This window comes from Clostridium sp. 16K-1-R1 (assembly GCF_023921145.1).
GTDB classification, from domain to species: domain Bacteria; phylum Bacillota; class Clostridia; order Clostridiales; family Clostridiaceae; genus Sarcina; species Sarcina perfringens.
Window position 1 is genome coordinate 499162 of the sequence record NZ_CP046515.1, and the last position, 26377, is coordinate 525538.

At 26.6% G+C, this 26377-nt stretch carries 25 protein-coding genes; 20 read left to right on the top strand and 5 right to left on the bottom strand.

Translation table 11 applies throughout. From position 1 onward, the window contains the following. Positions 1-2: 2 nt before the first annotated feature. Complete coding sequence (locus tag GOM42_RS02170) at positions 3-401, bottom strand: ferritin family protein (RefSeq protein WP_057230596.1); 399 nt, start codon at positions 399-401, stop codon at positions 3-5. Between the two features lie 265 nt (positions 402-666). Between GOM42_RS02170 and GOM42_RS02175 the strand changes: the two genes are divergently transcribed. The 13 genes from GOM42_RS02175 to GOM42_RS02235 all read left to right on the top strand — a co-directional run bounded on the left by GOM42_RS02175 (position 667) and on the right by GOM42_RS02235 (position 14327). Continuing rightward, a complete protein-coding gene (locus GOM42_RS02175) occupies positions 667-1695 on the top strand; it encodes a GH25 family lysozyme (RefSeq protein WP_057230598.1) in 1029 nt (342 codons plus the stop codon). Between the two features lie 257 nt (positions 1696-1952). Beyond that, complete coding sequence (locus GOM42_RS02180) at positions 1953-2354, top strand: phage holin family protein (RefSeq protein ID WP_057230600.1); 402 nt, start codon at positions 1953-1955, stop codon at positions 2352-2354. Between the two features lie 252 nt (positions 2355-2606). Continuing rightward, positions 2607-3257 carry a sigma factor gene (locus GOM42_RS02185; RefSeq protein ID WP_057230604.1) on the top strand — a complete coding sequence of 217 codons (651 nt, stop codon included), beginning with the start codon at positions 2607-2609 and terminating at the stop codon, positions 3255-3257. A gap of 12 nt (positions 3258-3269) precedes the next feature. Further along, positions 3270-4316, top strand: a complete 1047-nt coding sequence (locus tag GOM42_RS02190) for an anti-sigma factor domain-containing protein (protein ID WP_057230606.1) — start codon at positions 3270-3272, stop codon at positions 4314-4316. Positions 4317-4454: 138 nt separating this feature from the next. Continuing rightward, complete coding sequence (locus GOM42_RS02195; RefSeq protein ID WP_057230608.1) at positions 4455-5153, top strand: polyphosphate polymerase domain-containing protein; 699 nt, start codon at positions 4455-4457, stop codon at positions 5151-5153. 32 nt (positions 5154-5185) lie between these two features. Next, positions 5186-5866 carry a DUF4956 domain-containing protein gene (locus tag GOM42_RS02200; RefSeq protein WP_003473840.1) on the top strand — a complete coding sequence of 227 codons (681 nt, stop codon included), beginning with the start codon at positions 5186-5188 and terminating at the stop codon, positions 5864-5866. Between the two features lie 178 nt (positions 5867-6044). Beyond that, positions 6045-6596, top strand: a complete 552-nt coding sequence (locus GOM42_RS02205; RefSeq protein ID WP_003478921.1) for a recombinase family protein — start codon at positions 6045-6047, stop codon at positions 6594-6596. Between the two features lie 241 nt (positions 6597-6837). Beyond that, positions 6838-7530, top strand: a complete 693-nt coding sequence (locus GOM42_RS02210; RefSeq protein ID WP_057230609.1) for a polyphosphate polymerase domain-containing protein — start codon at positions 6838-6840, stop codon at positions 7528-7530. Between the two features lie 25 nt (positions 7531-7555). Further along, positions 7556-8224: a DUF4956 domain-containing protein gene (locus GOM42_RS02215; RefSeq protein ID WP_057230611.1), complete on the top strand. Its 669-nt coding sequence runs from the start codon at positions 7556-7558 to the stop codon at positions 8222-8224. Between the two features lies 1 nt (position 8225). Continuing rightward, a complete protein-coding gene (locus tag GOM42_RS02220; RefSeq protein WP_003478918.1) occupies positions 8226-9719 on the top strand; it encodes a CotH kinase family protein in 1494 nt (497 codons plus the stop codon). 13 nt (positions 9720-9732) lie between these two features. Continuing rightward, entirely contained in the window at positions 9733-11790 is a 2058-nt protein-coding gene (locus tag GOM42_RS02225; protein WP_057230613.1) for a hypothetical protein, read from the top strand. Positions 11791-11799: 9 nt separating this feature from the next. Next, complete coding sequence (locus tag GOM42_RS02230) at positions 11800-12933, top strand: HEAT repeat domain-containing protein (protein WP_057230615.1); 1134 nt, start codon at positions 11800-11802, stop codon at positions 12931-12933. Then, on the top strand, positions 12927-14327 hold the full coding sequence (locus GOM42_RS02235; RefSeq protein ID WP_057230617.1) for a glycosyltransferase: 1401 nt from the start codon (positions 12927-12929) through the stop codon (positions 14325-14327). Before GOM42_RS02230 ends, GOM42_RS02235 begins: the two co-directional genes overlap by 7 nt. Before the next feature lie 131 nt (positions 14328-14458). Here GOM42_RS02235 and GOM42_RS02240 read toward each other — a convergent pair whose 3' ends face one another. Further along, a complete protein-coding gene (locus GOM42_RS02240; protein WP_003478913.1) occupies positions 14459-15379 on the bottom strand; it encodes a polysaccharide deacetylase family protein in 921 nt (306 codons plus the stop codon). Between the two features lie 404 nt (positions 15380-15783). Here GOM42_RS02240 and GOM42_RS02245 point away from each other — a divergent pair, with 404 nt between their 5' ends. After that, entirely contained in the window at positions 15784-16602 is an 819-nt protein-coding gene (locus GOM42_RS02245; RefSeq protein ID WP_003455277.1) for an SDR family oxidoreductase, read from the top strand. A 22-nt stretch (positions 16603-16624) separates the two neighbouring features. Here GOM42_RS02245 and GOM42_RS02250 read toward each other — a convergent pair whose 3' ends face one another. Then, positions 16625-17356 carry a GntR family transcriptional regulator gene (locus GOM42_RS02250; protein ID WP_057230619.1) on the bottom strand — a complete coding sequence of 244 codons (732 nt, stop codon included), beginning with the start codon at positions 17354-17356 and terminating at the stop codon, positions 16625-16627. Positions 17357-17590: 234 nt separating this feature from the next. Between GOM42_RS02250 and udp the strand changes: the two genes are divergently transcribed. Next, complete coding sequence (gene udp / locus GOM42_RS02255) at positions 17591-18376, top strand: uridine phosphorylase (protein WP_057230623.1); 786 nt, start codon at positions 17591-17593, stop codon at positions 18374-18376. A 177-nt stretch (positions 18377-18553) separates the two neighbouring features. Then, positions 18554-19744 (top strand): phosphopentomutase, encoded by a 1191-nt coding sequence (locus GOM42_RS02260; protein WP_057230625.1) that lies wholly within the window; start codon positions 18554-18556, stop codon positions 19742-19744. A 423-nt stretch (positions 19745-20167) separates the two neighbouring features. Here GOM42_RS02260 and GOM42_RS02265 read toward each other — a convergent pair whose 3' ends face one another. Next, on the bottom strand, positions 20168-21613 hold the full coding sequence (locus GOM42_RS02265) for a basic amino acid/polyamine antiporter (protein ID WP_003455623.1): 1446 nt from the start codon (positions 21611-21613) through the stop codon (positions 20168-20170). Positions 21614-21658: 45 nt separating this feature from the next. Next, positions 21659-22621 carry a histidine decarboxylase, pyruvoyl type gene (hdcA, locus tag GOM42_RS02270; RefSeq protein WP_003450230.1) on the bottom strand — a complete coding sequence of 321 codons (963 nt, stop codon included), beginning with the start codon at positions 22619-22621 and terminating at the stop codon, positions 21659-21661. A 467-nt stretch (positions 22622-23088) separates the two neighbouring features. On the opposite strand from hdcA, the gene GOM42_RS02275 reads away from it, so the two are divergent. From GOM42_RS02275 to nadA, 4 genes are all read left to right on the top strand, one after another. After that, positions 23089-23922 carry a metallophosphoesterase gene (locus GOM42_RS02275; protein ID WP_057230627.1) on the top strand — a complete coding sequence of 278 codons (834 nt, stop codon included), beginning with the start codon at positions 23089-23091 and terminating at the stop codon, positions 23920-23922. A gap of 124 nt (positions 23923-24046) precedes the next feature. Continuing rightward, on the top strand, positions 24047-24199 hold the full coding sequence (locus GOM42_RS02280) for a hypothetical protein (RefSeq protein WP_165489661.1): 153 nt from the start codon (positions 24047-24049) through the stop codon (positions 24197-24199). Positions 24200-24299: 100 nt separating this feature from the next. Beyond that, on the top strand, positions 24300-25163 hold the full coding sequence (locus tag GOM42_RS02285) for an NAD(P)-dependent oxidoreductase (RefSeq protein WP_049040046.1): 864 nt from the start codon (positions 24300-24302) through the stop codon (positions 25161-25163). Between the two features lie 307 nt (positions 25164-25470). Continuing rightward, entirely contained in the window at positions 25471-26376 is a 906-nt protein-coding gene (gene nadA / locus GOM42_RS02290) for a quinolinate synthase NadA (protein ID WP_004457430.1), read from the top strand. Position 26377: the final 1 nt, after the last annotated feature.

Consider the following 26377-nt stretch of genomic DNA (forward strand, 5'->3'; position numbering starts at 1 on the left):
AATTAGTTTAGATTGCTTTTTCCTATTAATCCTTTTAATAAATTACCATGTTTTATTTCATCCTTAGCTATTTCTTTAAGTCTAGGGAATTCTTCTCCAAGTTTTTCATATACTGGGCCACCATTAATTTCAGCATTTATAAGCATTTCAAAAACTTTTTCTTTACCTAAGTTTTTATAAGCAGCTTCTATTTCTTCAGATGATTTATTGCAAGGTTTTAAAATCTCTTTTGAATATTCTCTTATTATTGAGGCATGTCTTCCTTCATCTGCTGCTATGCTTAATAAAACATTTTTTTCTTCTTCAGAACTAGCAAGTTCAGCAAGTTTTTTATAAACAAGAACTGCATCTAATTCTCCTTGTTGTAATTTTAATAACACTTCATTTCCATTTTGTTTCATAATAAAACCCTCCTGAATTCATTTTGTTAAATTTAATTGTGTACAATTAAATTGTATGAATTAATTTTATATCTTTTATAAGCTTCTGTCAAATAATTTTTAAAAATAAAATATAAGTTTACAAATTTTAAGTGATTTACTTTTTATATTATGAAGATAGGGTTTAATAAATAAAAACTTAAAAAGAATAATTAAAGTTATGTAGCTTTAGTAAAGAAAATCATAGAATGTAATATAAAAAAATATACAAAAGAAGGAGTAATTTATGGAAGGAAGAAATAGTAATAATTTAAAGGGAATTGATGTGTCAAATTGGCAAGGTAATATAAATTTTAAAAGTGTAAAAAATGAGGGGATTGAAGTAGTTTATATTAAGGCAACAGAGGGAGACTATTTTAAGGATTCATATGCAAAACAAAATTATGAAAGAGCAAAAGCTGAGGGCTTAAAGGTTGGTTTTTATCATTTCTTTAAGCCTAATAAAAATGCAAAAAGACAAGCTAACTATTTTATTGATTATTTAAATGAGATAGGGGCTACTGATTATGATTGTAAATTAGCCTTAGATGTTGAAACAACAGAGGGTAGAAGTGCATATGAACTAACCACTATGTGTATAGAATTCTTAGAAGAAGTAAGAAAGATAACAAATAGAGAGGTTGTTGTTTACACTTATACAAGCTTTGCAAATAATAATTTAGATAATAGATTAGGAGTTTATCCCCTTTGGATAGCTGAATATGGAGTAAAAGCACCAAAGGATAATAGAGTTTGGAGTAGTTGGATTGGGTTTCAATATTCAGATAAAGGAAATGTAGCTGGTGTATCAGGAAATTGTGATATGAATGAATTTAAAGAAGAAATATTAGATGTAAAAAATAATTTTAAATTGTATAATGCTACCACTAAGAATGTATCAACTTATCTTAATATAAGAGAAAAAGGGGAGATAGACTCTAAGATTATAGGGAAGATACCAGCCGGAGAGAAATTTATGATAAAGTGGGTAGATTCTAATTATTTAGGATGGTATCTTATTGAATACAAAAATATTACTGGCTATGTAAGTTCTAAATATGTAGAAAAATTTCAAATGGCTACTACCTACAATGTAAGTGATTTCTTAAATTTAAGGGAGAGAGGAACTACAGATTCAAAAGTAGTTGCAATTATAGATGATGGAGAAATATTTAGAATTGATTGGGTAGACTCAGATTATATTGGATGGTATAGAATAACAACTAAGTATGGTAAAAACGGTTTTGTTAAGGCTGACTTTGTTAAAAAGATTTAGTTATAGTTCTTATATTAAGAGAAGATGAATCAATAAATATTTAGGGAATTTGATATAAATTTCATGTATTCTTTTTGTATAAGTTCTATTAAGGTGAGAATTAATTAAACTCTTTTAAAAATTTTAAAATGTGATTATGAATTAAATATTATTAGTGAAAGTATATTTGAAAAATAAGGACAATTAAAGAGAATTATAAATATTATATATTGATATAGGTAACAAAAGTTAAATTAAGTTTAAGAGGTATAGTTCTTATGGAGAATATAATAAATTATATAAAGTGGGGGATTGTATCCTTAGGAACTTTATTCACTTGGATATTTGGTGCATGGGATATTCCACTAATAACTTTATTAGTATTTATTTTTTTAGATTATTTGACTGGAATAATTAAAGGGTGTAAAAATAAAGAATTATGTTCAAATATAGGATTGAAAGGAATAGCTAAAAAAGGTCTTATATTAATAGTTCTTTTAGTTGCTGTTATGCTAGATAGGTTATTAGGTAATGGAACTTGGATGTTTAGAACAATGATAGCTTATTTCTATATAACAAATGAGGGTATAAGTATATTAGAAAATTGTGCAGCCTTAGGAGTACCTATACCTGAAAAATTAAAACAAGCATTGAAACAGTTAAATAATAAAAACAAATAAGAGATTTGGGAAATATGTATTTAAAGTTAGTATCACTTAATTAAAGGATATATAAATACGTATTTTCCTTTTTTAATACAAATAAAATTGTAACTATTTTTTGAATATTCAATTAATTTATTGGAAAAAAAGTAAATTTTTATTATAATTTTTTATTAGAAAAAACATATCTATGTGAGATTTATAAGAGTAAATTATTATTTTATTTATATTATTTAATTAGGTTTTATATAGATATAGAAAGGAATTATTATGATAAATATTACTTTAAAAAATAAAGATATAAATGAACTGGTTGAAGAGAATATTAGATTTATACTAAATACAATCTCTAACTTGACTGGAAGATATGTATCTATTGAAAATGATGAAGAATTTAGTTTGGGAATATTAGCCTTTGTTGAAGCTGTAGAAAAATATAATTCTCAAAAAGGTAACTTTCATTCATTTGCGAAATTAGTAATAGAGAGTAGAATAAAGAATTATTTAAATAAGGAAAAGAAATATAGGGAAATGATTTCTGTGGAGTATTTAAAGGATTTAGGAATAGATATCACTAATATAGTACATAATCCCATCGAAAATAAAGATGAACTTATTAAAGAAATACATAAATTTAAAAAAGAAATATTGTTATTTAAAATTAAACTTGATGATTTAATAAATAATTCTCCTAAGCATAGAGATACAAGAACATTTTCCATAAATCTTTCAGAGCAAGTTAGCCATGATTCAGAAGTAACTACATTTATGTATGAAAAGAGAAGATTACCTGTAAAAAAAATTTCCTTAAAATATGTAGTTACAGAAAGAATTTTAAAGAGAAATAAATTATTTATAATATCAGTTATAGTAATTTTCTTTAAGAAATATAGGAATATAATACTCTGGATAAAAAAATAAGGGGGAATAACTTTGTATTATAAAGGAGTAATTATTGATATACATGATAAGTATATAATAGTTATGGATGAAAGTGGAGGATTGCTAAAAATAAGGAGAAAAGAAAATGTAAATATTGGACAAGCGATTCTCTTTACAGATGATGATATTATAGTGAATAAAAAAGTAAATAAAATTATAAAAATTTGGACTGTTCCAATAGTTACTGCAGCGTTAATATTTATTAGTATTGTTTCTGGAATTATAAATGTCAATAATAAAAATACACCATATGCCTTATTAACATTTGATATTAATCCAAGTTTTTCAATTGAGGTTAATAAAGATAATACTGTAATTAATGCAGTGGCATTAAATGATGATGCAAAGAGTTTAGATATTGATAAAATAAAAAATAAATCTTTAGATGATGCACTTAAACTAATTAAAACAAGTTTAAAAGAGAATAAGAAGTTTGAAGATAAAAACTCACTTATAGTTGGATTTTCATTCTTAGGAGAAAATAAAAATGTTGAATTTGAGGATAATGTTAAAGCGGTAATAAATGAAAATTTCAATGATTTTAAAATTGTTTATATTCAAGGAGACAAAGGAGACCATGAGGAGGCTAAGAAAGTTGGTATTAGTTTGGGGAAATATTCTATTAATAAAAGGTTAAATAATAGATTTTCAGAGGAACAGATGAAAAATATTACTATAGATGAACTTATTGATAGATTGAACGAAGAGAATATAAATTTAAGAGATGATGAAGAAGATTATGATGTAAATGGTGAAAAAGATCATGATAATAAGATAGATTCTGACAATGAAATAGAGCAAGATGATGAAGTAGACGATGATGATAAAACAGAGGATAAAGAAAATGATAAAGATGATCATGATAATAAGGAAAAAGAACAGGATAAGAATAGTAAAAGTGTAAATAGTGATTTAAATGATGATGATACTTATGAAGATGATAAATATGAAAATGATAATGATGAAGATGATAATAAACAAGAAATTAGTGATGATAAAGACTCAAGTGACAATTTAAATGATTCAGATGATGATTAGGTAAAAATAAAAAAATTAAAATAGGCAGTATCAAAATAGTAAAATAAAAAAATTATTTTGATATATGCCTTTTTTTATTAAAAAGGTACACAAAATAAAAAATACTTTTGTATTAATTAATGAGAAAGGAGGGAGAGTATGTTATCAGTATCTAGAAAAGAAGTGAAATTTTTAGTTTCAAGTACAGATAGAGTTTATTTATTAAATTCTTTAAGTCAAATATTGGTTCCAGATAAGTACGGAGATTATAATGGCTATAAAACAAGAAGTATATATTTTGATAGTATAGACAATGAAGATTTTAGAGAAAAGCAAATAAAAACTGAAAAGAGAAAGCGTATAAGAGTAAGAATTTATAATGAAGAAGACAAATTTGCTAAATTTGAAATTAAACGAAAGCATTTTGAAAGAGAATTAAAGGAAAGTATAACTATCACTAAAGAAGATGCAATTAGGTTAATAAATAGAGAATATTCTGTTTTATTGAACTATAAAGACAATCCTTTATATGAATACGCATTTAATTTAATGAAGAGTAAATCATATAGACCAGTTTCTATGGTTGAATATGACAGAAGAGCTTTTACACATGAATTTTTCAATACCAGAGTTACATTAGATAATAATCTAAGATTTACTAACTTCAACTATGATCTATTTAATAAAAATATAAATTTTCAAAAAGGATTACCAGGAGATAAAAGTATCTTAGAAGTTAAATATGATAGATTTTTATTCCAACAATTACAAGAAGTTTTATCTAAATGTAATTTCGTTGGAAAACCACCAAGCAAATTTGGTACTTCAAGACAATTATTAAATACATATTATTATTAATTAATACAAATGATTTTAGGAGGAACATAAATATGAGTCAAATTTTAAGTGGAAATTTTAATATAAATGATTTAACTTCATTAATTCAACATGCAAAAAATCCAAATGTAATTTTAAAAACTATTTTTATATCTTTGATCTTTTCAACAATTATTTATTTTACATATAAAGCTTCATACGATACTTTAAATTATAATAAGAAGTTTAATACAACACTTATAATGATAACATTTATTACAACTGTGCTTATGGAATTAGTACAGATAAATTTAGCTGTTTCATTAGGGATGTTAGGATCATTATCTTTAGTAAGATTTAGAACAAATGTAAAAGATACAAGAGATATAGGTTTTATATTTTGGAGTATATTTGCTGGACTAGCATCAGCTACAGGAGCTATATTTTTATGTGGAGTAAGTTCAATAATACTATCTATTTTAATGATTACTACAAGTAAGCTTAGATTAAAGGATAATAAATTATTACTTGTAATAAGAGGACAAAATGTAAATCTAAATAATATTGAAGAAATATTCTCAAAAGAGAAAATAAAAACTAATATTAAAGCTAAAAATATATTAAGTGATTCATTTGAATTAGTTTATGAAATAAATACATCAAAATCTAAAGAAAATTTATTAATAGATAACCTTATAAATTTTAAAGGAATAGATAGTGTAAACTTATTGGTTCCAAACACTGAAGTTGCTTAAAAAGATATTGATTAAGGTTTATGTAATATTTACCTAAGCCTTAATCTTATGTTAAAATATTTTTAAATACAAAATATTATTTATTAATAATAATTTCATATTGAATTTTTTTAATTTTAATTGTAATATAAAATTATATATGTTAATTTGAGTAAAAATTAATTTAATAGGTGATTTAATGAAATTGGGATACGCAAGAGTAAGTACAGAGGAACAAAATTTAAACAGACAATTAGATATATTAAATTCTGTTAATTGTGATAAAATTTTTGCTGAAAAAATATCTGGTATAAAAAATGAGCGGCCAGAACTTAATAAATTAATATCTTCTCTTAATATAGGAGATATTATTATAATTACTGATCTTACAAGATTAAGTAGAAGTGTTAAAGAACTTTTTAGTATAGTAGAAAAAGTCGAAGAAAAAGGTGCTAATATTAAATCGCTTAAAGAATCTTGGCTTGATACTACGACTCCTCAAGGAAAATTAATGTTTACTATTTTTGCAGGTATTAGTCAATTTGAAAGAGATCTTATTTCTCAACGTACAATTGAAGGACTTATTGCCTCACGTGCAAGAGGAAAAAAAGGGGGAAGACCTCCTAAAAGTAAACAAGATATAAATTTAGCCATTCAAATGTATAATAGTAAAAAGTATAAAATATCAGAGATAACAGAATTAACAAAGGTTAGTAAATCCACGATTTACAGATATCTTAACAAAATCTAAAAATTAATTATGTAAATTTTAATTAATCATTCCCTAAAACGGTCGTTTTTGATTCAAACTTATAAATATTCTATATCTTTAAAGCTATCATTAAAATTCTAATTTTATTTCCAGATTATTGACTTAAAAGAATATATTTAAATAATTATTACATTTATAGCTTTGTATTCCTAAAAACGACCGTTTTTGGGAAAATAAAGCTATTTATTTTAATTATATAAAAACAAGAAAGGAGCCTAAGATGATTGTAAACAGGAGAGAATTAAAATATGTAATAAGCGAATTTGATTATTACAAATTAGAAAATTTATTAAAAAAGATACTGATTCCAGATAAAAATAATGGAAGTTATGGATACAGTATTAGAAGTTTATATTTTGATTCCATAGATAATTGTGATTATTATGCCAAACTTGGAGGAGAGGAGGTTAGAAAAAAAATTAGACTTAGGATATATAGAACAGATTGTCAATTGGTTAAATTGGAAATAAAAAGAAAATTTAATATTAATCAAAAAAAGGAAACTTTAAGTATAAGTAGAGAAGATGCAATAGCTTTAATAAATAAGGAGTATGATGTTTTATTAAAATATAATAGTCCAATTGCAGAAGCTGCTTATAACATAATGACAATAGGACAATATCAGCCTGTTGTTTTAGTAGAATATAATAGACGAGCATATATACATGAAGAAAATAGTATAAGAGTTACATTAGATAGCAATATAAGAGCTAGTGAAACTGATTTTGATTTGTTTTCTGAAGAGGTGTTTTTAACACCTGTATTTACTCATTATGATGGACTTTTAGAGGTAAAATATGATGGTGATTTTTTTTGCTGGATATCTCAAATAGTTAATGGAAGAGAGGCAGTAAATCAATCCATGAGTAAATATTGTGCTTCAAGAAGATTTTTTGAAAATTACTTAGCTTAAACTTAAGAAATGAGAGGTAAATAGGATGAAAGAAAAATTATATGATTATTTAATAAGTAATAGTAGTGAAATTGGAGCATTTAAAGCATTTGAAATTTTATTTGTGGCTTTAATTATAAGTTTAATAATATTTGTAACTTATAAAACAACCTATAGTGGTGTTATGTATAACAAAAAATTTAACGTATCACTTGTTATGATGGTTTTAATTACAAGTATGGTTATGATTGTTATAGGAAGTAATATAGCATTATCTTTAGGTATGGTTGGAGCTTTATCTATTGTGCGTTTCCGTACTGCAGTTAAGGATCCTAGAGATACAATGTACATATTTTGGGCTATTTCAACAGGAATATGTGTAGGAACACAAAGTTATGTAATAGCTATAGTAGGAGTTTTATTCTTAAGTGTAATAATATTTTTAATAAGTATAGGTGGGTTAGGAAAAGAAGACAGATATATTTTAATAATACGAGGAATAAGAGAAAAAGAAGAAGATATGATGAGTTGCGTTTTTAAGGCTTTTAAATCTGGCCAATTAAGAGCTAAAAATTCAACAGGAAATAATATAGAGTTAGTTTATCAAATAAAGATAAAAAAGGATGACGATAGAGGGCTTTTAAAGGAGTTATATGCAATTGAGGGGGTTTCAGCAGTTAATATAGTTGCTCAAAATGGAGAAACATTGGGTTAATATGAAGTTGAAAAGAATAATTTTTATATTATTTATTCAGATATTATCATTTATTTTTTTCATTGGATGTACTAGTGAAACCTTTAAAGAGAAAGAATCAGTAAATAGTAAAGCTGAAGTCAATAAATATTCTTTAGAAATGGAAAGCACAAAAAAAGAAGGTTATAACCTCCCACTAGTAGTTATAGACACCAATGGAGAAAAAATAAATGGGAATGAGAGTATAAAAGGAACTATAAAAATATATGATTCAGAAGGAAATATAAATAATTTAAATGATGAACCAGTTTTAGAATCCGATATACAAATAAAAATAAGAGGAAATACTACTAGGAGAGTACCTAAAAAACAATATAGCATAGATTTGATTGATGAGAGTGGAAATAAAAAAGACGAAGAGATATTGGGTATGCCAAAGGAATCAGAATGGATTTTAAATGCTCCTTTTGAGGACAAGTCCCTTTTGAGAAATTATATGGCCTACAGTATATCTGGGAAAATAATGGAGTATGCTCCAAGAGCTAAATTTTGTGAAGCATTTATAGTTGATGATGGGAAAACGGTAAGTGCCAATCACTATAAGGGAGTATTTCTTATGATTGAACAGATAAAGAGAAATAAAAATCGTGTTAATATCTCAAAAAGTAATCCATCAAGGAGTGAGACTAGTTTTATAGTTGAAAAAAATAATCCTAAGGAAAAGGATATTATTTTTAATAATTATGGAAAAGAAGCATATTTATATGATTATCCTATTTTAGCATCATATCCTAAAAAGAGTTTAACTGAAGGGCAGAAAAATTATATAAACAAGGCCATAAGTATATTTGAAAGAAGTCTATACTCTAATGAATTTAATAATAAGAGTGTTGGATATCAAAAGTACATAGATGTAGATACATTTGTAGATTATTATATTATAAATGAATTCTTTAATAATACAGATGCTGGAATATTAAGTACCTATATTTATAAAGACTTTGGAGAAAAGATTAAGGCTGGGCCAGTATGGGATTTTAATGCTTCTATGGGAAATAGTGATGTTTTAAGTCCTTATTATGATTATAAAGGCTTCTATATGAATAGAACTGCTTGGTTTGATAGGCTTATGGAAGACAAAAATTTTGTTGAAAAGGTAGTTAATAGATATAAATTACTTAGAAAGACTTATTTAGGTGATGAGTATTTAATTGATTTTATAGATAATACTGTGAAAATGTTAGGAGAAGCTCCTAAGAGAAATTTTGAAGTTTGGCCTATATATATGTGTAATCAATTTGAGATGTTTAAAGATTATAGAAATGATTTTTCTAAGTTTGAGGATGATCCTAAAAAGTTAGACGAATATTTAAAGAATAATACAGGTCTTTTCAAATCAACAGAAAACATGGCAACTTCCTATGAAGAAGAAATAGAAATGCTTAAGGTATTTTTAATAAATAGGGGAAGATGGATGGATGAAAATATAGAAAAACTTTATAAATGGACAGAGTAAAGGAGAAATATAAATGAAGAAATTTTTAATTTTTAGTATTTTTACATTTTTCTTTGTCTTAATAGGAATTAACTTTATAGGGAAAATGGCTTATAACAAAAAGGATATTAATATTCTTTCAAAAATAATTGGTAAGGAAGTTTTGGCAGGAGATGATAAGGTTAGTATAAATGGAATAAATATTAGTTCTACTAAGCCTGGAAGCTTTCCAGGAGATTTTAAAGCCAATAAGGAAGACTATATTAGATGGTTTAAAGATATAGAGGAATTAAATTTAAATTGTTTAAGAGTTCAAGGACTTATGAATAAAGACTTTTATGAAGCTTTATATGAGTTTAACTTAAATAATAAGAAACCACTTTATTTATTGCAAGGAATATCATTAAATGAAGTAGCAATAGATGATGGAGAAGATATTCAAGGAGAAAAAGTTTCAGATGAATTAAAAAAAAACATAGAAACAACTGTGGATGCAATACATGGTAATAAGATTCCAAGTTTGAGCAGTAATTCTAAAAAAATTTATGAAACTAATATTTCGCAATATGTGATTGGTTATACTATAGGAAATGAATTGGCTTATGATGATGTTATTTATTCTGAGATAATGAATGATTTACCAGAATTTAATGGAGAGTATATACAGAGTAAAATTGGTGCTTCGGATACAGAAAAGTATTTAAGTTATTTAGCTGATTATTTAGTAGAATATGAGAGTAAAAACTATAAGGAACAAAGAATTATAAGCTTTGTTTCAGTTGAAGATGACATAATGAAATTTGTAAGAGATGGATATGTAAATAAAAAGAATAAAGAAAAAAGATTTATTGATATTGAAAATATTAAAAAAACAGAGAAGTTTAAATCTGGAATAATGGCATCTTATAACATTTCTATATTAAAGAATGATTCTTTAATAAATAATGATATTTTACATCAATATTTTACTGAGTTAAATAAGTATCATAGTGTACCTGTCCTTATATCTGAGTATTCAGTTCCATCAGGAAGAATGGCTGGTGACTTTATTAAAAGTGATGAAAATGGATATATAACTGAAAAAGAGCAGGGAAATATGTTAATAGAAACATATAAAGCAATTAAAGAATCTGGATGTGTAGGAGGAATATTATTTGAATGGCAAGATAGTTGGTATAGATCATCTTGGAACACAAAAGAGTTATTTATTTTAGATAAGAGTGCTTATTGGAGTAATGCTCAAGTATTTAGTCAAAATTTTGGACTTATTTCCTTTGAGCCAGGGGATGAAAAGGAAACTTCTTATCCAGATGAAAGTATAAATGAATGGGGATATAACGATATATTGGGAAGTAATAATGGAGTAAATCTTTCTATGAAATATGATGAAAAATATTTATATTTTCTAGTAGAACTTAATAAACCTATAGATGAACAGGATAGGGTATACATTGATTTGGATGTAACTCCTAATTCTGGAGTTAATAAATATAATGAAAAAGGTTTAACCTTTGAAAATAATGTAGATTTCATAATAGATTTAGGTAAAGAAGATAGTAAGGTATTAGTCCATGAATATTATGATACATTTAAGTTTATAGAAAATAGAAATGAATTAAAGGTAGATCCTAATAAAATTGATGTACAAAAAAATGGTGAAAGATTCTCAGTAGTAAGGCTTCCTTCTAAAGAAAAAAGTTATTCTGAGGTGACTAATACATTTAAAGATGCTAAATCTTATGAGACAGGAAAGTTAGTTTTAGGAAATGGAAATCCTAAAAGTGAAGAGTTTAACTCAGTTGCTGATTATTATATTAATAATAATTATATAGAACTTAGAATTCCATGGGGTTTATTAAATTTTAAGGATCCATCAACTAAAAGTATAATAGATGATTTTTATAAAACATTTTCTTTTGATTCTAAGAAAATAGATTATATAAATGTTGGTGTCACAATAAAAAATAATAATGGAGAAAGTTCACGAATAGCTTCTAAAAGGTTTAATTTGACTTCATGGATAAAGCCTAAATATCATGAAAGGCTTAAGGAGTCTTATTATATGCTTAAAGAAGAGTTTAATAAAAAATAAGGAGGAAATATGAAAATAGTATCATATATATTTTTTTCTTTAATCCTTTTTATATATGTAATATTTATATCAATAATATATATAAAATTTGAAAAAAGAGCTACTAAAAGAAGAGAGAAAAAAGTAGACAAAATAGAGAAAGAGATTAGAGAAGTCATAAAAAAACAGCTTATAAAAGTAACCAACAATAATAAGCTTTCCAAAGATGAAATTTTATATGTGGAGAAAATTTTAAAAAAAAATAAAAGTAGACAAGCTTTTAATAGAATAATTTCAGAATTAAGTAATAATCAAGAAGTTAAATATGACATATCCATCTTTATGTATAACTTTTTAGAAGTAATAGAAAATGAAATTAAAAAATATGCAAAAAAGGATTCAATAAGAAAGTGTTATTTTATATTTAATTTAGGATTATATAAAATAGATTCTTTTAAAATACAAAATTTTTTAATGGAATGCTTAAATGATAAATCTATTTATGTAAGATATAATGCTCTAAATTCAATAGCTAATATTGGTAAAGGAGATAAATTCATTGAGGCTTTAATCTATATGTCTAAAAATAGGATATATATAAATAATAAGGTTTTTATTGAGATTATTGATAAATTTAAAAATAGTCATGAAATAAATAAAGAACTGGCAAGGATTTTAAATGAATTAAATACTAAAATGCAATGCCTTATAATAAATAGCTTTTCTAAAAATAAAAATGATTTTTTTAAAGAAATTCTTTTGATGAAATTAAAAGTTGAAAGTAATAGGGAAGTAAGGATAAGTATAATAAAATATTTTGAAGAGAATTATTATGATGAAGCTTATGTGGAATTGATTAAACTATTAGCATCTAAATGGTGGGAAGAAAGAGCAATAGCGGCAAAGAGTCTTTCTAAGTATTATTCCTTTGAAGTTGAAAATAGCTTAAAAAAATCTCTTAAGGATAAAAATTGGTACGTTAGACTAAATTCGGCATCAAGTATTTTAGAAAATAACTGTACTGAGGAAATCATTGAAGAAGTTTTAAATCAAGAAGATATGTATGCTAAAGAAATTTTATTATATGTTCTACAGAAAAAAAATAATACCTTATATAATAAAATTTTAAATTATAAGGAGGAAAGAATTACTTTGTCATGTTAGAAAAAATAGTTGATTTTATAAATTTATTTTTTATGTATTATATATTTATTTATGCAGTAATATTCTTTATATCGACTGTATATTCAATTATAGATTTATATGAATTTAATTTAAAGAAAAGATTTAATAGTACAATAAATATTTATGATAAGAAAAATTATACACCTATTTCTATTTTAGTTCCTGCTTATAATGAAGAAAAAACTATTTTAAAATGTATAGATTCTTTATTAGCATTAGAGTACCCAGAATATGAAATAATAATAGTTAATGATGGGTCTAAGGATAAAACCTTGGAAGTATTAATTAATAGGTTTAGCTTAAAAAAGATCCAGAGGCCTATTAGAAAATCAATAAATTGTAAGAAAATAATTGATATTTATGAAGGGATTGAGAAGGTAAATATAACTTTGATAAACAAAGAAAATGGGGGGAAAGCAGATGCTTTAAATATGGGTATCAATGCTTCAACATATCCATTGTTTCTAACATTAGATGCAGATTCTGTATTGCAAAGGGATTCTTTAAGCAACATAGTTGTTCCTTTTATTGAAAATGAAAATACAATAGCTGTTGGGGGAAATGTAAAAATTTCCAATAATGTTTTATTAGAAAATGGTGTAGTTAAGAAGAATAGACTTCCTAAAAAATGGTTAATTATTTTTCAAATAATAGAGTACTATAGAGTCTTTTGGACAACAAGGGTTTGGTTTAATAAATTTAATGGAAATCTTATAATATCTGGTGCTTTTGGATTGTTTAAGAAAAGCTCTGTAATAAATGTAGGAGGATATAATTCTAATAGTATTGGCGAAGATATGGAACTTGTTATGAAGTTACACTCATTTAATAAAAAGAATGAAAATAAATATAGTATACAATATATACCAAATGCTATTTGTTGGTCTCAAGCGCCTGAAAAGCTTAAGGATTTAAAAAGTCAAAGAAAAAGATGGCATATGGGGCTTATGCAAAGTTTAGCTGAGCATAAATACATTTTTTTAAATATAAAATATGGCGTAGTAGGAGTATTTTCATTTTTATATTATTTTATTTATGAAATGTTATCTTGCTTGATTGAAGTATTTGGAGTTGTATTTTTATTTATATCTTATTTTACTGGGTTTATAAATTTAAAGTTTTTTATTACTTTTATGTGTATTTATATTTTTTATAGTTCCTTAATATCTATATCATCAATTTTTTCAGAGGAATATTTTTTTAATATAAATTTAAGAATTAAAGATAAAATTAAACTTATATTATTTAGTTTTTTAGAAGCTTTTGGTTATAGACAAATGTGTTCCATATTTAGAATAGTTGCTATATTTAAATATAGAACTAAAAAAAATCATTGGGAGAAGATCGAAAGGGTAAGTTATTTAGAACAATAATGTAATTATTAAAGTAAACTAAAAATTTATTTAAATTTGATTATTTTAAAGCTCTAACTGGAAATTTTATTTCCAGTTAGAGCTTTAAGATTTTCATTTAGAATAAGTTATTTATTTTTTCTGAATAAAAATTATTTACCAGTTAATCTACTTTCAAATTTTTGTAAGGAATCATTATTACTAACATAAATTCTATCCATGTTAAAATTATTGTCTTTTCTGTCAGTAAAGTTTCCATTTAAATTAAAACCTAATTTATATCCAGCTTTTTCTGCTGCAACTCTAGTACTAGAATTATATCTTCCAAAAGGATAAGCAACAAAATCTACAGGTTTTCCAATGATTTTTTCTAAAGCTACTTTAGAATCTTTTAGAGTTTCAAGTTGTTTAGCTTCATCTAATGTAGATAAGTCATCATGTTTAAAAGTATGGCTTTCTATTTCTATACCGTTATTAGACATTTCTTTTAATTGATCAGCAGTCATATAATCCTGTGCTCCAACATAATTTGAAATTACAAATATTGTAGCAGGAAATTTAAATTCCTTTAGTAAAGGATAAGCATATTCATAGTTTCCTTTATATCCATCATCAAGAGTTATAACAACAGATTTTTCAGGAATAGGTTTATTATTTCTTAGATAATCATAAAGTTCATCTAAAGTTATAGGTGTATAATTATTATCCTTTAAATATTGAAGTTGTTCTTTGAATTTTTCAGGGTTTACTAAAAGTTCATTATTATTTGGATTGTTTGGAGTTACATCATGGTAACATAAAACAGGAATATTCATATCTTCAGAAGTAGTTTTTAACCCTTCAAATCTATTCTTAGTAGCTTCAGCATTTGAATTTGATTTTTCACTAGTATTATCTGTAGGATTTTCCTTATTGCTAGAAGCTTCATCTTTTTGAGTATTATTTTCTAAATTAGCTTTTTCATTTTCTACATTGCTTTTGTTACCTTTCATGTCACAAGCAATGAAAGATGAACTTATAATTAGTGCAGAAACTAGAGCTATTAGAAATCCTTTGTGTTTTATTTTTTTCATCTTTTAAATCTCCTTACTAATAAATTTTGTTTACAATAATTTAGTATATCATAAAAAAAGTAAAATTTAGGTTACTTTATTATTACGATGACCCTTATTTATTCCTTAATCAATTACAAAAACTTTGGTTTTAATAAGTTTATAATTAAATAATTTAAAGTTTATTATTAGTCTAATTATAAGAAATATTCACTAACAAAAGAACTTTAATAAAGAGTTAAATTTTAAGATATGTTAGGGGGCAAATATTTATTATAAAAATGTGCAAATTAGAGTAAATAAGCCCTTTTAAGAAGTGTTGACATTAGATTTATTAGAGTATATATTACTTAATAATATAATTGGTTTATTGGAGGTGAGTTGTTATTAAAAAATATAAATATATTTTTTAATAACAGAAGTTTATGAGTAAAATAATTGATGGAAGATTTAGTGACAAAGTAATGATTATTACAGGAGCAGCTGGAGGAATAGGAAAGGCTGTGGCTTTAAGAGCAGCTAAAGAAGGAGCTAAATTAGTTTTAGCAGATAGAAAAGAAGAGATGAGTAAAGAAACTCTAAAAGAAATTAGAGAAATAACTTCTAATGTTGAGTTTTTAATATGTGATTTAAGAGAAGGAGAAAATTGTAAGAAAGTAATAGATACTGCTATTAAAAAATTTGGTGGCTTAGATATTTTAATAAATAATGCTGGAATTACAGGAACACCAGCACCAGTACACGAGATGAGTGAAGAGATGTTTAGAAATGTTTTAGATTGCAATATAATGATAGCATTTCATTGTTCTCATTATGGAATTCAAGAGATGATAAAGCAAAATAAAGGAGGAGCTATTGTTAATGTTTCTTCTGTTGCAGGTTTAACTGGATTTCCAGGACATTCTGCTTATGTAACATCTAAACATGGATTAAATGGACTTACTAGAAATATGGCATTGGATTATGCTAGATATGGTATAAGAGTAAATGCAGTGAATCCAGGAACTACAGATACTCCAATGTATCATGAAGCTTTAGAATTTTTGAAAAATAAAAGGGAATCTGCTGAAAAGGCAGGAGTTAAAATTGAAGGGGGAATAGTATCAGGAAAAGTTACTTCTCCTCAAAATAGAGTGGCAAGAGCAGAAGAAGTTGCCGATGTCATATTATTCTTATCATCACCAGAAGCAAGTAATGTAACTGGAATATTTATGCCAGTAGATGGTGGTTTTACAGCATTTTAATAAAAATAAATCCTATGAAATATTATTTCATAGGATTTACTTTTAGGGTGCTGTGTTTCATTGGGAGATAATGCTTATTAAAAATAACTGGAAGTTCTGAATTAGAATATATAGCTTCCTCAATTAAATAAAATTGACTTTCATCTGGAATTGGGTGACGCTTAGTTACGAAGTTACCAGATGGAGTGAATTTAATAGTACTTTTTATCTTTGAGCATTCTTTATAAGATTCTTCTTCAATGAATTTCAATAAATTATTTTTAGCTGATAGATCTATATTAAATTTTGAAATTGCCTCAATAGATATTATTGTGTAAGAATAAGCTAGGGCTAAATTATCATCTAAATACCATCTATCAATACAAACCGTTGCAACAGAATTATCTCCTAATATCTTTTTATAATAATCTGAGGGGGGATCTATTTTAAAATCTAATTCAATATTATTTGTCTCTAAATCTAAACACTTATAGACTGGATGTCCTATTTTTTCTAAACCTGTTGTATCAGTTTTATTTTCTTTAATTATGTAATTTCCTTTACCTCTAATGTTTTTTATTAATCCATCATCTTGAAGCAGGGCTAAAGCTTGTCTAAGTGTACTTCTACTAACACCTAATCTTTTAGCTAGTTCCGGTTCAGAAGGAAGTCTACTATTTTCAGGGAAAGTTCCTTCGTTAATCATCTTAAAAAGTTTATCGTATACGGTAACATATAAGAGTTCTTTATGTTTATTTACAGTTAATATTTCCATTTATAATCACCTTCCTAAAAATAGACAAGTTACAAACAAGTTGGGGTAGGAGAAAGTATTATTTACTTAAATTATAAAAGATTTTATATTAATAACCAACAAATAATTTAAAAAATTTTCTGTAAACGTTTGATAATTTCTAAAAAGTGTAGTATTATATAAATATAAAATAGACAACTAAGTAGACAAGTTTAAAATTGTTATAAGGAAACAAGGATTTAGGAGGAAATGTAAATGATTTATACACAAGGTTCAGACAAACAATTTCATATAGACGTAGCACCAGGAGAAGTTGGAAAATATGTAATAATGCCTGGAGATCCAAAAAGATGTGCTAAAATAGCAAAATACTTAGACAATGCTAAGTTAGTAGCAGATAAAAGAGAATATGTTACATATACTGGATATTTAGATGGAGAAAAAGTAAGCGTTACCTCAACTGGAATTGGTGGCCCATCAGCTGCAATAGCATTAGAAGAATTAGTTAAATGTGGAGCAGACACTTTCATCAGAGTAGGGACTTGTGGAGGAATAGATTTAAACGTTAAAGGTGGAGATCTTATAATAGCAACTGGATCTATAAGAGCAGAAGGTACTTCAAGAGAATATGCTCCAATAGAATTCCCAGCAGTAGCAAACTTAGATGTAATAAATGCTTTAGTTAAAGGAGCAAAAGAATTAAAAGTTCCTTACCACACTGGTGTAGTTCAATCAAAGGACTCTTTTTATGGACAACACTCACCAGAAACTAAACCTGTAAGCTATGATTTATTAAACAAATGGGAAGCATGGAAAAGATGTGGATGTTTAGGATCAGAAATGGAAGGTGCAGCATTATTTATAGTAGGAAGCTATTTAAGAGTAAGAGTTGGAGCTGTTTTCCTAACTATAGCTAACCAAGAAAGACAAAAAGAAGGACTTGATAATCCTCAAGTACATGATACAGAACTTGCAATAAAAGCAGGAATAGAAGGAATAAGAAACTTAATTAAAGAAGATAAAATGAAAAATAATGCATAGGAGCTTAAGGGACCTATAAATTTTAGTTAAATTTATCTAATAGCTTAGTAATTCTTAGTAAAATCTTTTTGATTTAGCTTTAGAATTACTAGTTATTAGCGAAATTAAAGCTTAATGCATAAGATAAAATCTTAAAAATTATAATAGATACGGAAATACACTTAGGGGGTTTTAACAATGAGCAAATATAAAAGAATTTTTACAATAGTAATAGATTCATTAGGAATAGGTGCAATGAATGATTCAGAAAAATATGGAGATGTTAATGTTGATACATTAGGACACATTGCTGAATCAGTAGATACATTTAATATACCTAATCTTCAAAAAATGGGTATAGCAAACTTACACCCAATAAAACACGTAGCTCCAGTTGAGAATCCAATAGGATACCAAGCTAAAATGGCTGAAGCAAGTGCTGGTAAAGATACAATGACAGGGCACTGGGAAATGATGGGTTTACACATAACTAAGCCATTTAAAACTTTCACAGATACTGGATTCCCACAAGAATTATTAGATGAGTTAACAGAAAGAACTGGTCATAAAATAGTAGGAAACAAGAGTGCTAGTGGAACAGAAATCCTAGATGAATTAGGAGAACATCAAATTGCAACTGGAGATATGATAGTTTATACATCAGCAGATTCAGTTTTACAAATTTGTGGTCAAGAAGAAACTTTTGGCTTAGAAGAATTATATAGATGCTGTGAAATCGCAAGAGAATTAACTCTTAAAGACGAATGGAAAGTTGGAAGAATCATAGCAAGACCTTACTTAGGAACTAAAAAAGGTGAATTCAAAAGAACAAGTAATAGACATGACTATGCTCTTAAACCATATGGAAGAACAGTTCTTAATGAATTAAAAGATAACAACTTTGATGTTATTTCAGTTGGTAAAATAAAAGATATATTTGATGGAGAAGGAATAACAGAAGGAAATAAATCTAAGAGTTCAGTTCATGGTATGGAACAAACATTAGAAATAATGGATAGAGACTTTACTGGATTCTGCTTTGTTAACTTAGTTGACTTTGATGCTTTATGGGGACATAGAAGAAATCCTCAAGGTTATGCAGAAGAATTAGAAAAATTCGATGTTAACTTAGGAAAAGTATTAGAAAAGTTACATGAAGATGATTTATTAATAATAACAGCTGACCATGGTAATGACCCAACATACACTGGAACAGACCACACTCGTGAGTATGTACCATTCTTAGCTTATTCACCATCAATGAAAGGTCATGGACAATTAGAAACTCCAAAAACATTTGCAACTATTGGAGCAACAATTGCTGATAATTTTGGATTAAAAATGCCAGAAGGAACAATTGGTGAATCAGTTCTAAATAAATTAGTTTAATAATTTGTAAGAATATATGAAAGCTATATCAAATTTTATATTTGATATAGCTTTTCTTATAAAGATAATAAAACTTACAAACATATTCAGAGAATTACTAGATTTTAAGTGAAAGTCCAAATTTTTAATTTGGATTCTTGAACTTATGCAATGGAACCTTGTGAGATTGTATTCCTAAAAAATTAAGAGTCTCAGCTTTTTAACGTAATATCTTCTACGTAATAATTTAAATTCTAAAGCTCATCTAGATATTCTCTTCATACTGTTTGTAAGGTTTATTGAAGGTTAAAAAAAACACTTTTTTATAACTATAAGAAGGCTAAAAAGACTTTGGTTCATTTTGAGATATTGATTTATTAATCAAGCTTCAAAATTCACCAAAGTCTTTTAAATTTTTGGATAGGGTTTTGATATGTGAGTAGTTTACATAAATTTAAATAAATATACTAAGCCTATTAAGGCAAGTATTATCAAAACTATTGCAAAGTAACGTTCAACCTTAGTAAATTCTTTTTCATTAGGACTAGTTTCACGTCTAGCTTTTATGAATACAGGAATTCCTAAAGCGTATATAACTATAGCTATAAGCATATAGTTGATTCCAGCAGCGTAAATTAACCAAACACCATAAATTGATCCTAATATGGCAGTAATCATTGCATATTTTCTCTTGGCAAAGATATCTGTTGGATAGTTTTCATTTTTATATGTTATCTTAAATAAATATAAGGTAGAAACAAGATAACAAGGAAGTGCCATAACACTTGTTATACTAAGCATCATATTCCATGCATTACCTGCAAAATGAACAAGTATTAATATTATTTGCATAATGATTGTTGATGCTAATAAAGAAAATGAAGGTGATTCATTTTTATTTTCTTTAGCAAATATTTTTGGGAATGTTCCGCTTTGGGCTGCTGCAAAAGGTAATTCTGAAAGCATTACAGTCCAAATAAGCCAAGAACTTAATATTGCTATAATTACACCAAGGTTCATTATTACGCTTCCCCAGTTTCCTATTAAATCCATTAATACTGCAGCTGTTGATGGTGGAGCCATTTTAGAAATTTCTCCTTGTGAATATACACCAAGTGGTAATAATGAAAGTAGTGTATAAATTAAAAGACAAGTAATAAATCCTAAAAATGTTGCTTTACTAACATCTTTTTGAGATTTAGCTCTTCCAGAAACAACAACAGCACCTTCAATACCAGTAAATACCCATAAAGTTACAAGCATTGTGCTTTTTACTTGAGGCAATATTCCTCCTAGGTTTGTATCATGAACTTTTGCAACTGTTTTTAATCCCCAGAAGTCAGTAAAGAATGTAGAAAATCTAAATGAGAATAATAAAACTAGTAAGAAAATTGCTAAAGGTAATAATTTTCCTATTGTTCCTATTACATTTAAAGCACTTGCTTGTTTAACACCAGCCAATACTATAAAGAATATAATCCAAAGGACAAGAGATCCACATGCTATTGAAAGCCAGTTATTACCCCCTTTAAAGTAAGGTGGGAAAAAGTAGTTTAGTGAATCCATTAAAAGTACGGCATAGCCAACATTTGCAAAAGAGTTACATATCCAATATCCCCAGGCCATTAAAAATCCTGTAAATTTCCCAAAACCAAGTTCACCATAGGTATATATACCTGTTGTGGCATCAGGTCTTGCAGCAGCAAGGATTCTAAAGGTGTTAGCTATGAACCAAATTCCTATCCCAGTTATTATCCAAGATATTAATATTGCACCTGCAGAAGCGGATTGGGCCATGTTTTGGGGAAGGTTATAAACACCTCCACCCAGCATAGCACTAATTACTACCCCAGCAAGAGCAATTACACCTAATTTTTTATTATCATTCATAATAACTCCTCCTAGAATAATTTTGTTTTAAGAAATTATTATTTATTATTTTTTACTAGGATTAACTAAAGAATCAAAATTCATATCATCTAACCATTGAGAAAGAGAAATTCTATTTAAACTTGGGAAACCTTCAGAAGGAACAGCATCTCTTGCTAAGGTTACATAAGGAGCGCAAGTTAAAGCGTTTCCAATTTCACCAGGTTTCATTATTACATAAGCAAAACCTATGTAAGTTCTTTCAAAAACAACATGAGAATCTCTACCACATTCAACTACTGACCAAGTTACAGCTTTTCTATGATCTTCTAGGAATTTCTTTAAGTCTTCTGGATTATCATTCTTTGTCCAAAGTCCTGCATCTTCTATGAATAAATCAGCACAGTGATCTCTATCATTTGATAGTGATAAGGCTATAAATGACCATACACCATAAGCTTCTCCTTCTTTTAAAGGTCTATTTTCCTTTGGTCTATAAGCTGTAGCACTCTTATTTGCACATATTACATGGGCACCTGGAGCAGTTGTAAAACGTCTATTTTTTTCTGTACCGAAAAGTTCTATACCAGCTTCTAATAAAGGTTTAGCATCATAAACTTTAAGTGGAGTTCCATCAAATTGTTTTAATTCATATAAAGGTTTGATTTCATCATTAGCAATTGAATCATGTGTTGCTAAATCATGTCCCCAAACTTGACCTGCAACCCCACAGAATGATGAAGCTGTAAGCATATTAATTTGTCCAACATAAGCATCATTTATTTCAGCTCTATCATAAGAAACTATACCATCTAGTAATATATCGTCAGTCTTTTTAACTGTACCAACGGAAACCTTAAGAACTGATACATATCCATTACCATAAGCTCCTGGCATTCCGTAGCCATCACAATAACGATCATAAGGACTTATAGCTGTTTTATCAATTTTAGGTGCTCTTACCTTTATATTTTTATGTATTCCTTCAGAAAGAGTCCTGTTTCTGTTTGCTTCAAGATTTTTATTCATTTAAATCACTCCTAAACAATATAAGTTTAACTATTAAATTTTTAGAATAAAAATATATTATTTGGCCAAATAATAATTTACCTTTCATTATGTAAAATTATAGCACTTTAAATATTTGTTACAAATTTAACATTTATAGTATTTAAAAGTTTTCATATGAAATTTTTTTAGTTGTGTATAAAAGTGAGTTAAACTTTAAAATATTAACAAATAATGAATTTAATGTATACAAGGTTTATAAATTTATTTGTATTTATATGAAAAAATTTTATGCTTATTTTAACTAAAATATATTTAAAGACTTAAGTAATTATTTGTGATAGAATAAAAATATTTTATAAGATTATAAGTATATAAAACCTTAGAATTTTATAAATTAAAAATAATAAAGAGCCAAATTTAATAAAAATTAATAAGATAAATAAAAATATTATTCTGAAATTAATTAAGAGTATAGGTGTGATATTATGGAGATTTTATTAGGCGCATTAGGTATAGCCTTAGTAACAGGATTTTTTTATTATGAAAACAATGGAATAAGCACAACTAATTATGAAGTTGATTGTGGAATTGAGAAAGATATAAATGTGGTTCATTTATCAGATCTTCATGGAAAAGAGTTTGGAAAAAATAATGAAAAACTTAAAAGGTTAATATTAAAAGAAAAGCCACACTTAGTTGTTGCCACTGGAGATATGATAGATTCAAGTCTTAAAAATATGGAGGGTGTAATAGATTTTTTAAGTGACTTAAGTAAGTGTGTTAAAGTTGTTTATATCTCAGGAAACAATGAACAAAGGTGCAAAAAAGCTGAATATATTTTTGAAAGTCTAAAGTCAAAGGGAGTTATAATTTTAAGAAATGAAATTATAACTTTAAGTTTAAATGGAGTGAAAGTAAATATTTTAGGTATGTTTGAAAAGCCAAAGGGAGATTTACATTCCTCACTTAAAAAAATTAATGGAAGCTATGCATATGAGGATTCCCATAAACTTTTTAAAAGATTAGAAAGCTTAGAGGGATTAAAATTTGTTTTAAGTCATTATCCAGAACTTTTTGAGGCAGAATATTCAAAATATGATTTTCATATAATGTTTTCTGGTCATGCACATGGAGGTCAATTTAGAATTCCTATAGTAAAAAGAGGATTAGTTGCACCTGGACAAGGGTTCTTTCCTAAATACACTGAAGGAATGCACGGAAATAAAAATAAACTTATTATTAGTAGAGGCCTTGGAAACAGTACTAAAATAACAAGATTATTTAATAGACCTGAAATAGTGAATGTTAAGATTAAATAATAGATAATTTAAAAATTAAGTTTTGTTTAGGATATTCAACATAGCTATTTAAACTAGGATGATTTCTTTTGAAGAATATATTAAAATTTATTATATATTATGAAAATAAAAGGAGAAATTTGTAATGAACAAGAACATGGAAATGATGAAAAAATTAATAGAAGAAAAAAAGAATAAAGGGAAGAATACTAAAGCTAATGTTAGAGCTCAAAAAACTATTGGCTTTGTTCAAGGGGGAAGAAAGAGCAACAATGGTGGAGGATTATTTGATAAATAATATTTAGATTTAGAATAAAGACAGATTATTATGTTATAGATAAAGTTTAGAAGTTTTTATAGATAACTTAAGTGGATTTAATATTAGGAGGAAAGAGTTTATGAAGAAAATAGGTTTTATTGGTGTAGGAATAATGGGAAAATCAATGGTTCGTAACCTTATGAAAAATGACTTTGAGGTTTCTATTTTTGCTAGAAATAAAGAAAAAGTTTTAGATGTAATTTCAGAAGGAGCAAATTTTTATCCCACTATAAAAGAGTGTGTTTCTGGATGTGATGCAGTAATAACCATAGTAGGTTTTCCAAAGGATGTTGAAGAAGTTTATTTTGAAGAAAATGGAATACTTGAAAATGTTAAAGAAGGAACTTATGTTATTGATATGACAACATCAAGTCCAAAGTTAGCAGTTGAAATATTTGAAAAAGCAAAAGAAAAAGGGTTAAAAGCCTTAGATGCTCCCGTTACAGGTGGAGATATTGGAGCTAAAAATGGGACTTTAACTATTTTAGTTGGAGGAGAAGAAGAGGATTATAAAGCTTGTTTACCTATTTTTCAAGCAATGGGAACTAATATTCACTATGAGGGAAAAGCTGGCTTTGGTCAACATACTAAGTTAGCAAATCAAATAATGATAGCAGGGGCTATATCAGGGGTTTGTGAAGCTATGGCATATGCCAAGGATAAAGGATTAGATGTGAAAAAAATGCTTGATTCAGTATCTACTGGAGCTGCTGGAAGTAAGCAACTAGAATTAGTATCTCCTAAAATTTTAGAGGAGGATTTTGCACCAGGATTCTTTATAAAACATTTCATCAAAGATATGAAATTAGCTAAGGAGGAAGCTTTAGCTGATAATGTGAATTTAGATATTTTAAGTAAAGTTTTAGAGAATTATGAGGATCTAGAAAGAGAAGGTTTCGGGGACTTAGGAACTCAAGCTTTAATAAAGCATTATAATAAATAATTTAAGTTTATTTATAAGGATTGTATAAGAACTAAGAAATAAATTGCCTGTATCAAATATAATAATAAAACTTACAAACATATTTGGAGAATTATTAAATATTGTTTTTATAATGTTTGTAAGTTTTATCAAAAATTATTTTGGTATAGCTTCTTTATTTTTAAGGTGTTTTTATACAGTCTTTTTTTATTATAATTAACAAAATGAAAACAATATATATATAATGTTAATGAATATTCGTATTTTATTGAAATTGTATAAATATGGTGATATTATAAATTAAAATACATAAATTGAGGGAGACAAAATGGATATAAGGAATGAAATATTAAAGTTAAAAAAAGAGAAGGGGGCTATCATATTAGCACATTATTATCAAATTCCTGAAATACAGGAAATTGCTGATTATGTAGGCGATTCATATTACTTAAGTAAAATAGCAAAGGATTGTGAAGAAAATATAATAGTTTTTTGTGGGGTTAAATTTATGGCAGAAAGTGCAAAGATACTTTCACCAGAAAAAACGGTTATATTACCAGTTATGGAAGCAGGCTGTGTTATGGCAGACATGGCTACAGCAGATGGACTAGCTAAATTGAAAGAGGAACATCCAAATGCCAAGGTTGTTTGCTATATAAATTCTTCAACTGAAGTAAAAGCATTATCTGATGTTTGCTGTACTTCATCTAATGCTGAGAACATAATAAATAATTTAGAAGAAAAAGAAATTATATTTTTACCTGATAGAAATTTAGGGTCTTATATTCAGGAAAAAACACCGGATAAAAAGTTTATATTATGGAATGGCTTTTGCATAGTTCATGAAGCTATTCAAAAAGAAGAAATTTTAAGATTAAAAAGTGAGCATGAAGGAATTTTAACAGTAGCTCATCCAGAGTGTAGTAAGGAGATAAGAGATATTTCTGATTTCATAGGAAGTACTAGTGAAATAATAAATTTTGTAAATAATTCTTCAAATAAAAAATTTATTATAATAACAGAAGAAGGGGTACTTCATCAGTTGAGAAAAAATGGAGAGGAAAAAGAATTTTATATTCCATATGGAAAGATGGTTTGTAGAAATATGAAAATGACTACCTTAAAGGATCTTTATGAAAGTCTTTTAAAAATGGAAAATAAAATTGAAATAGATGAGGATTTAAGATTAAAGGCATATAATTCATTAAAAAATATGCATAAACTTGGGGGCTAAA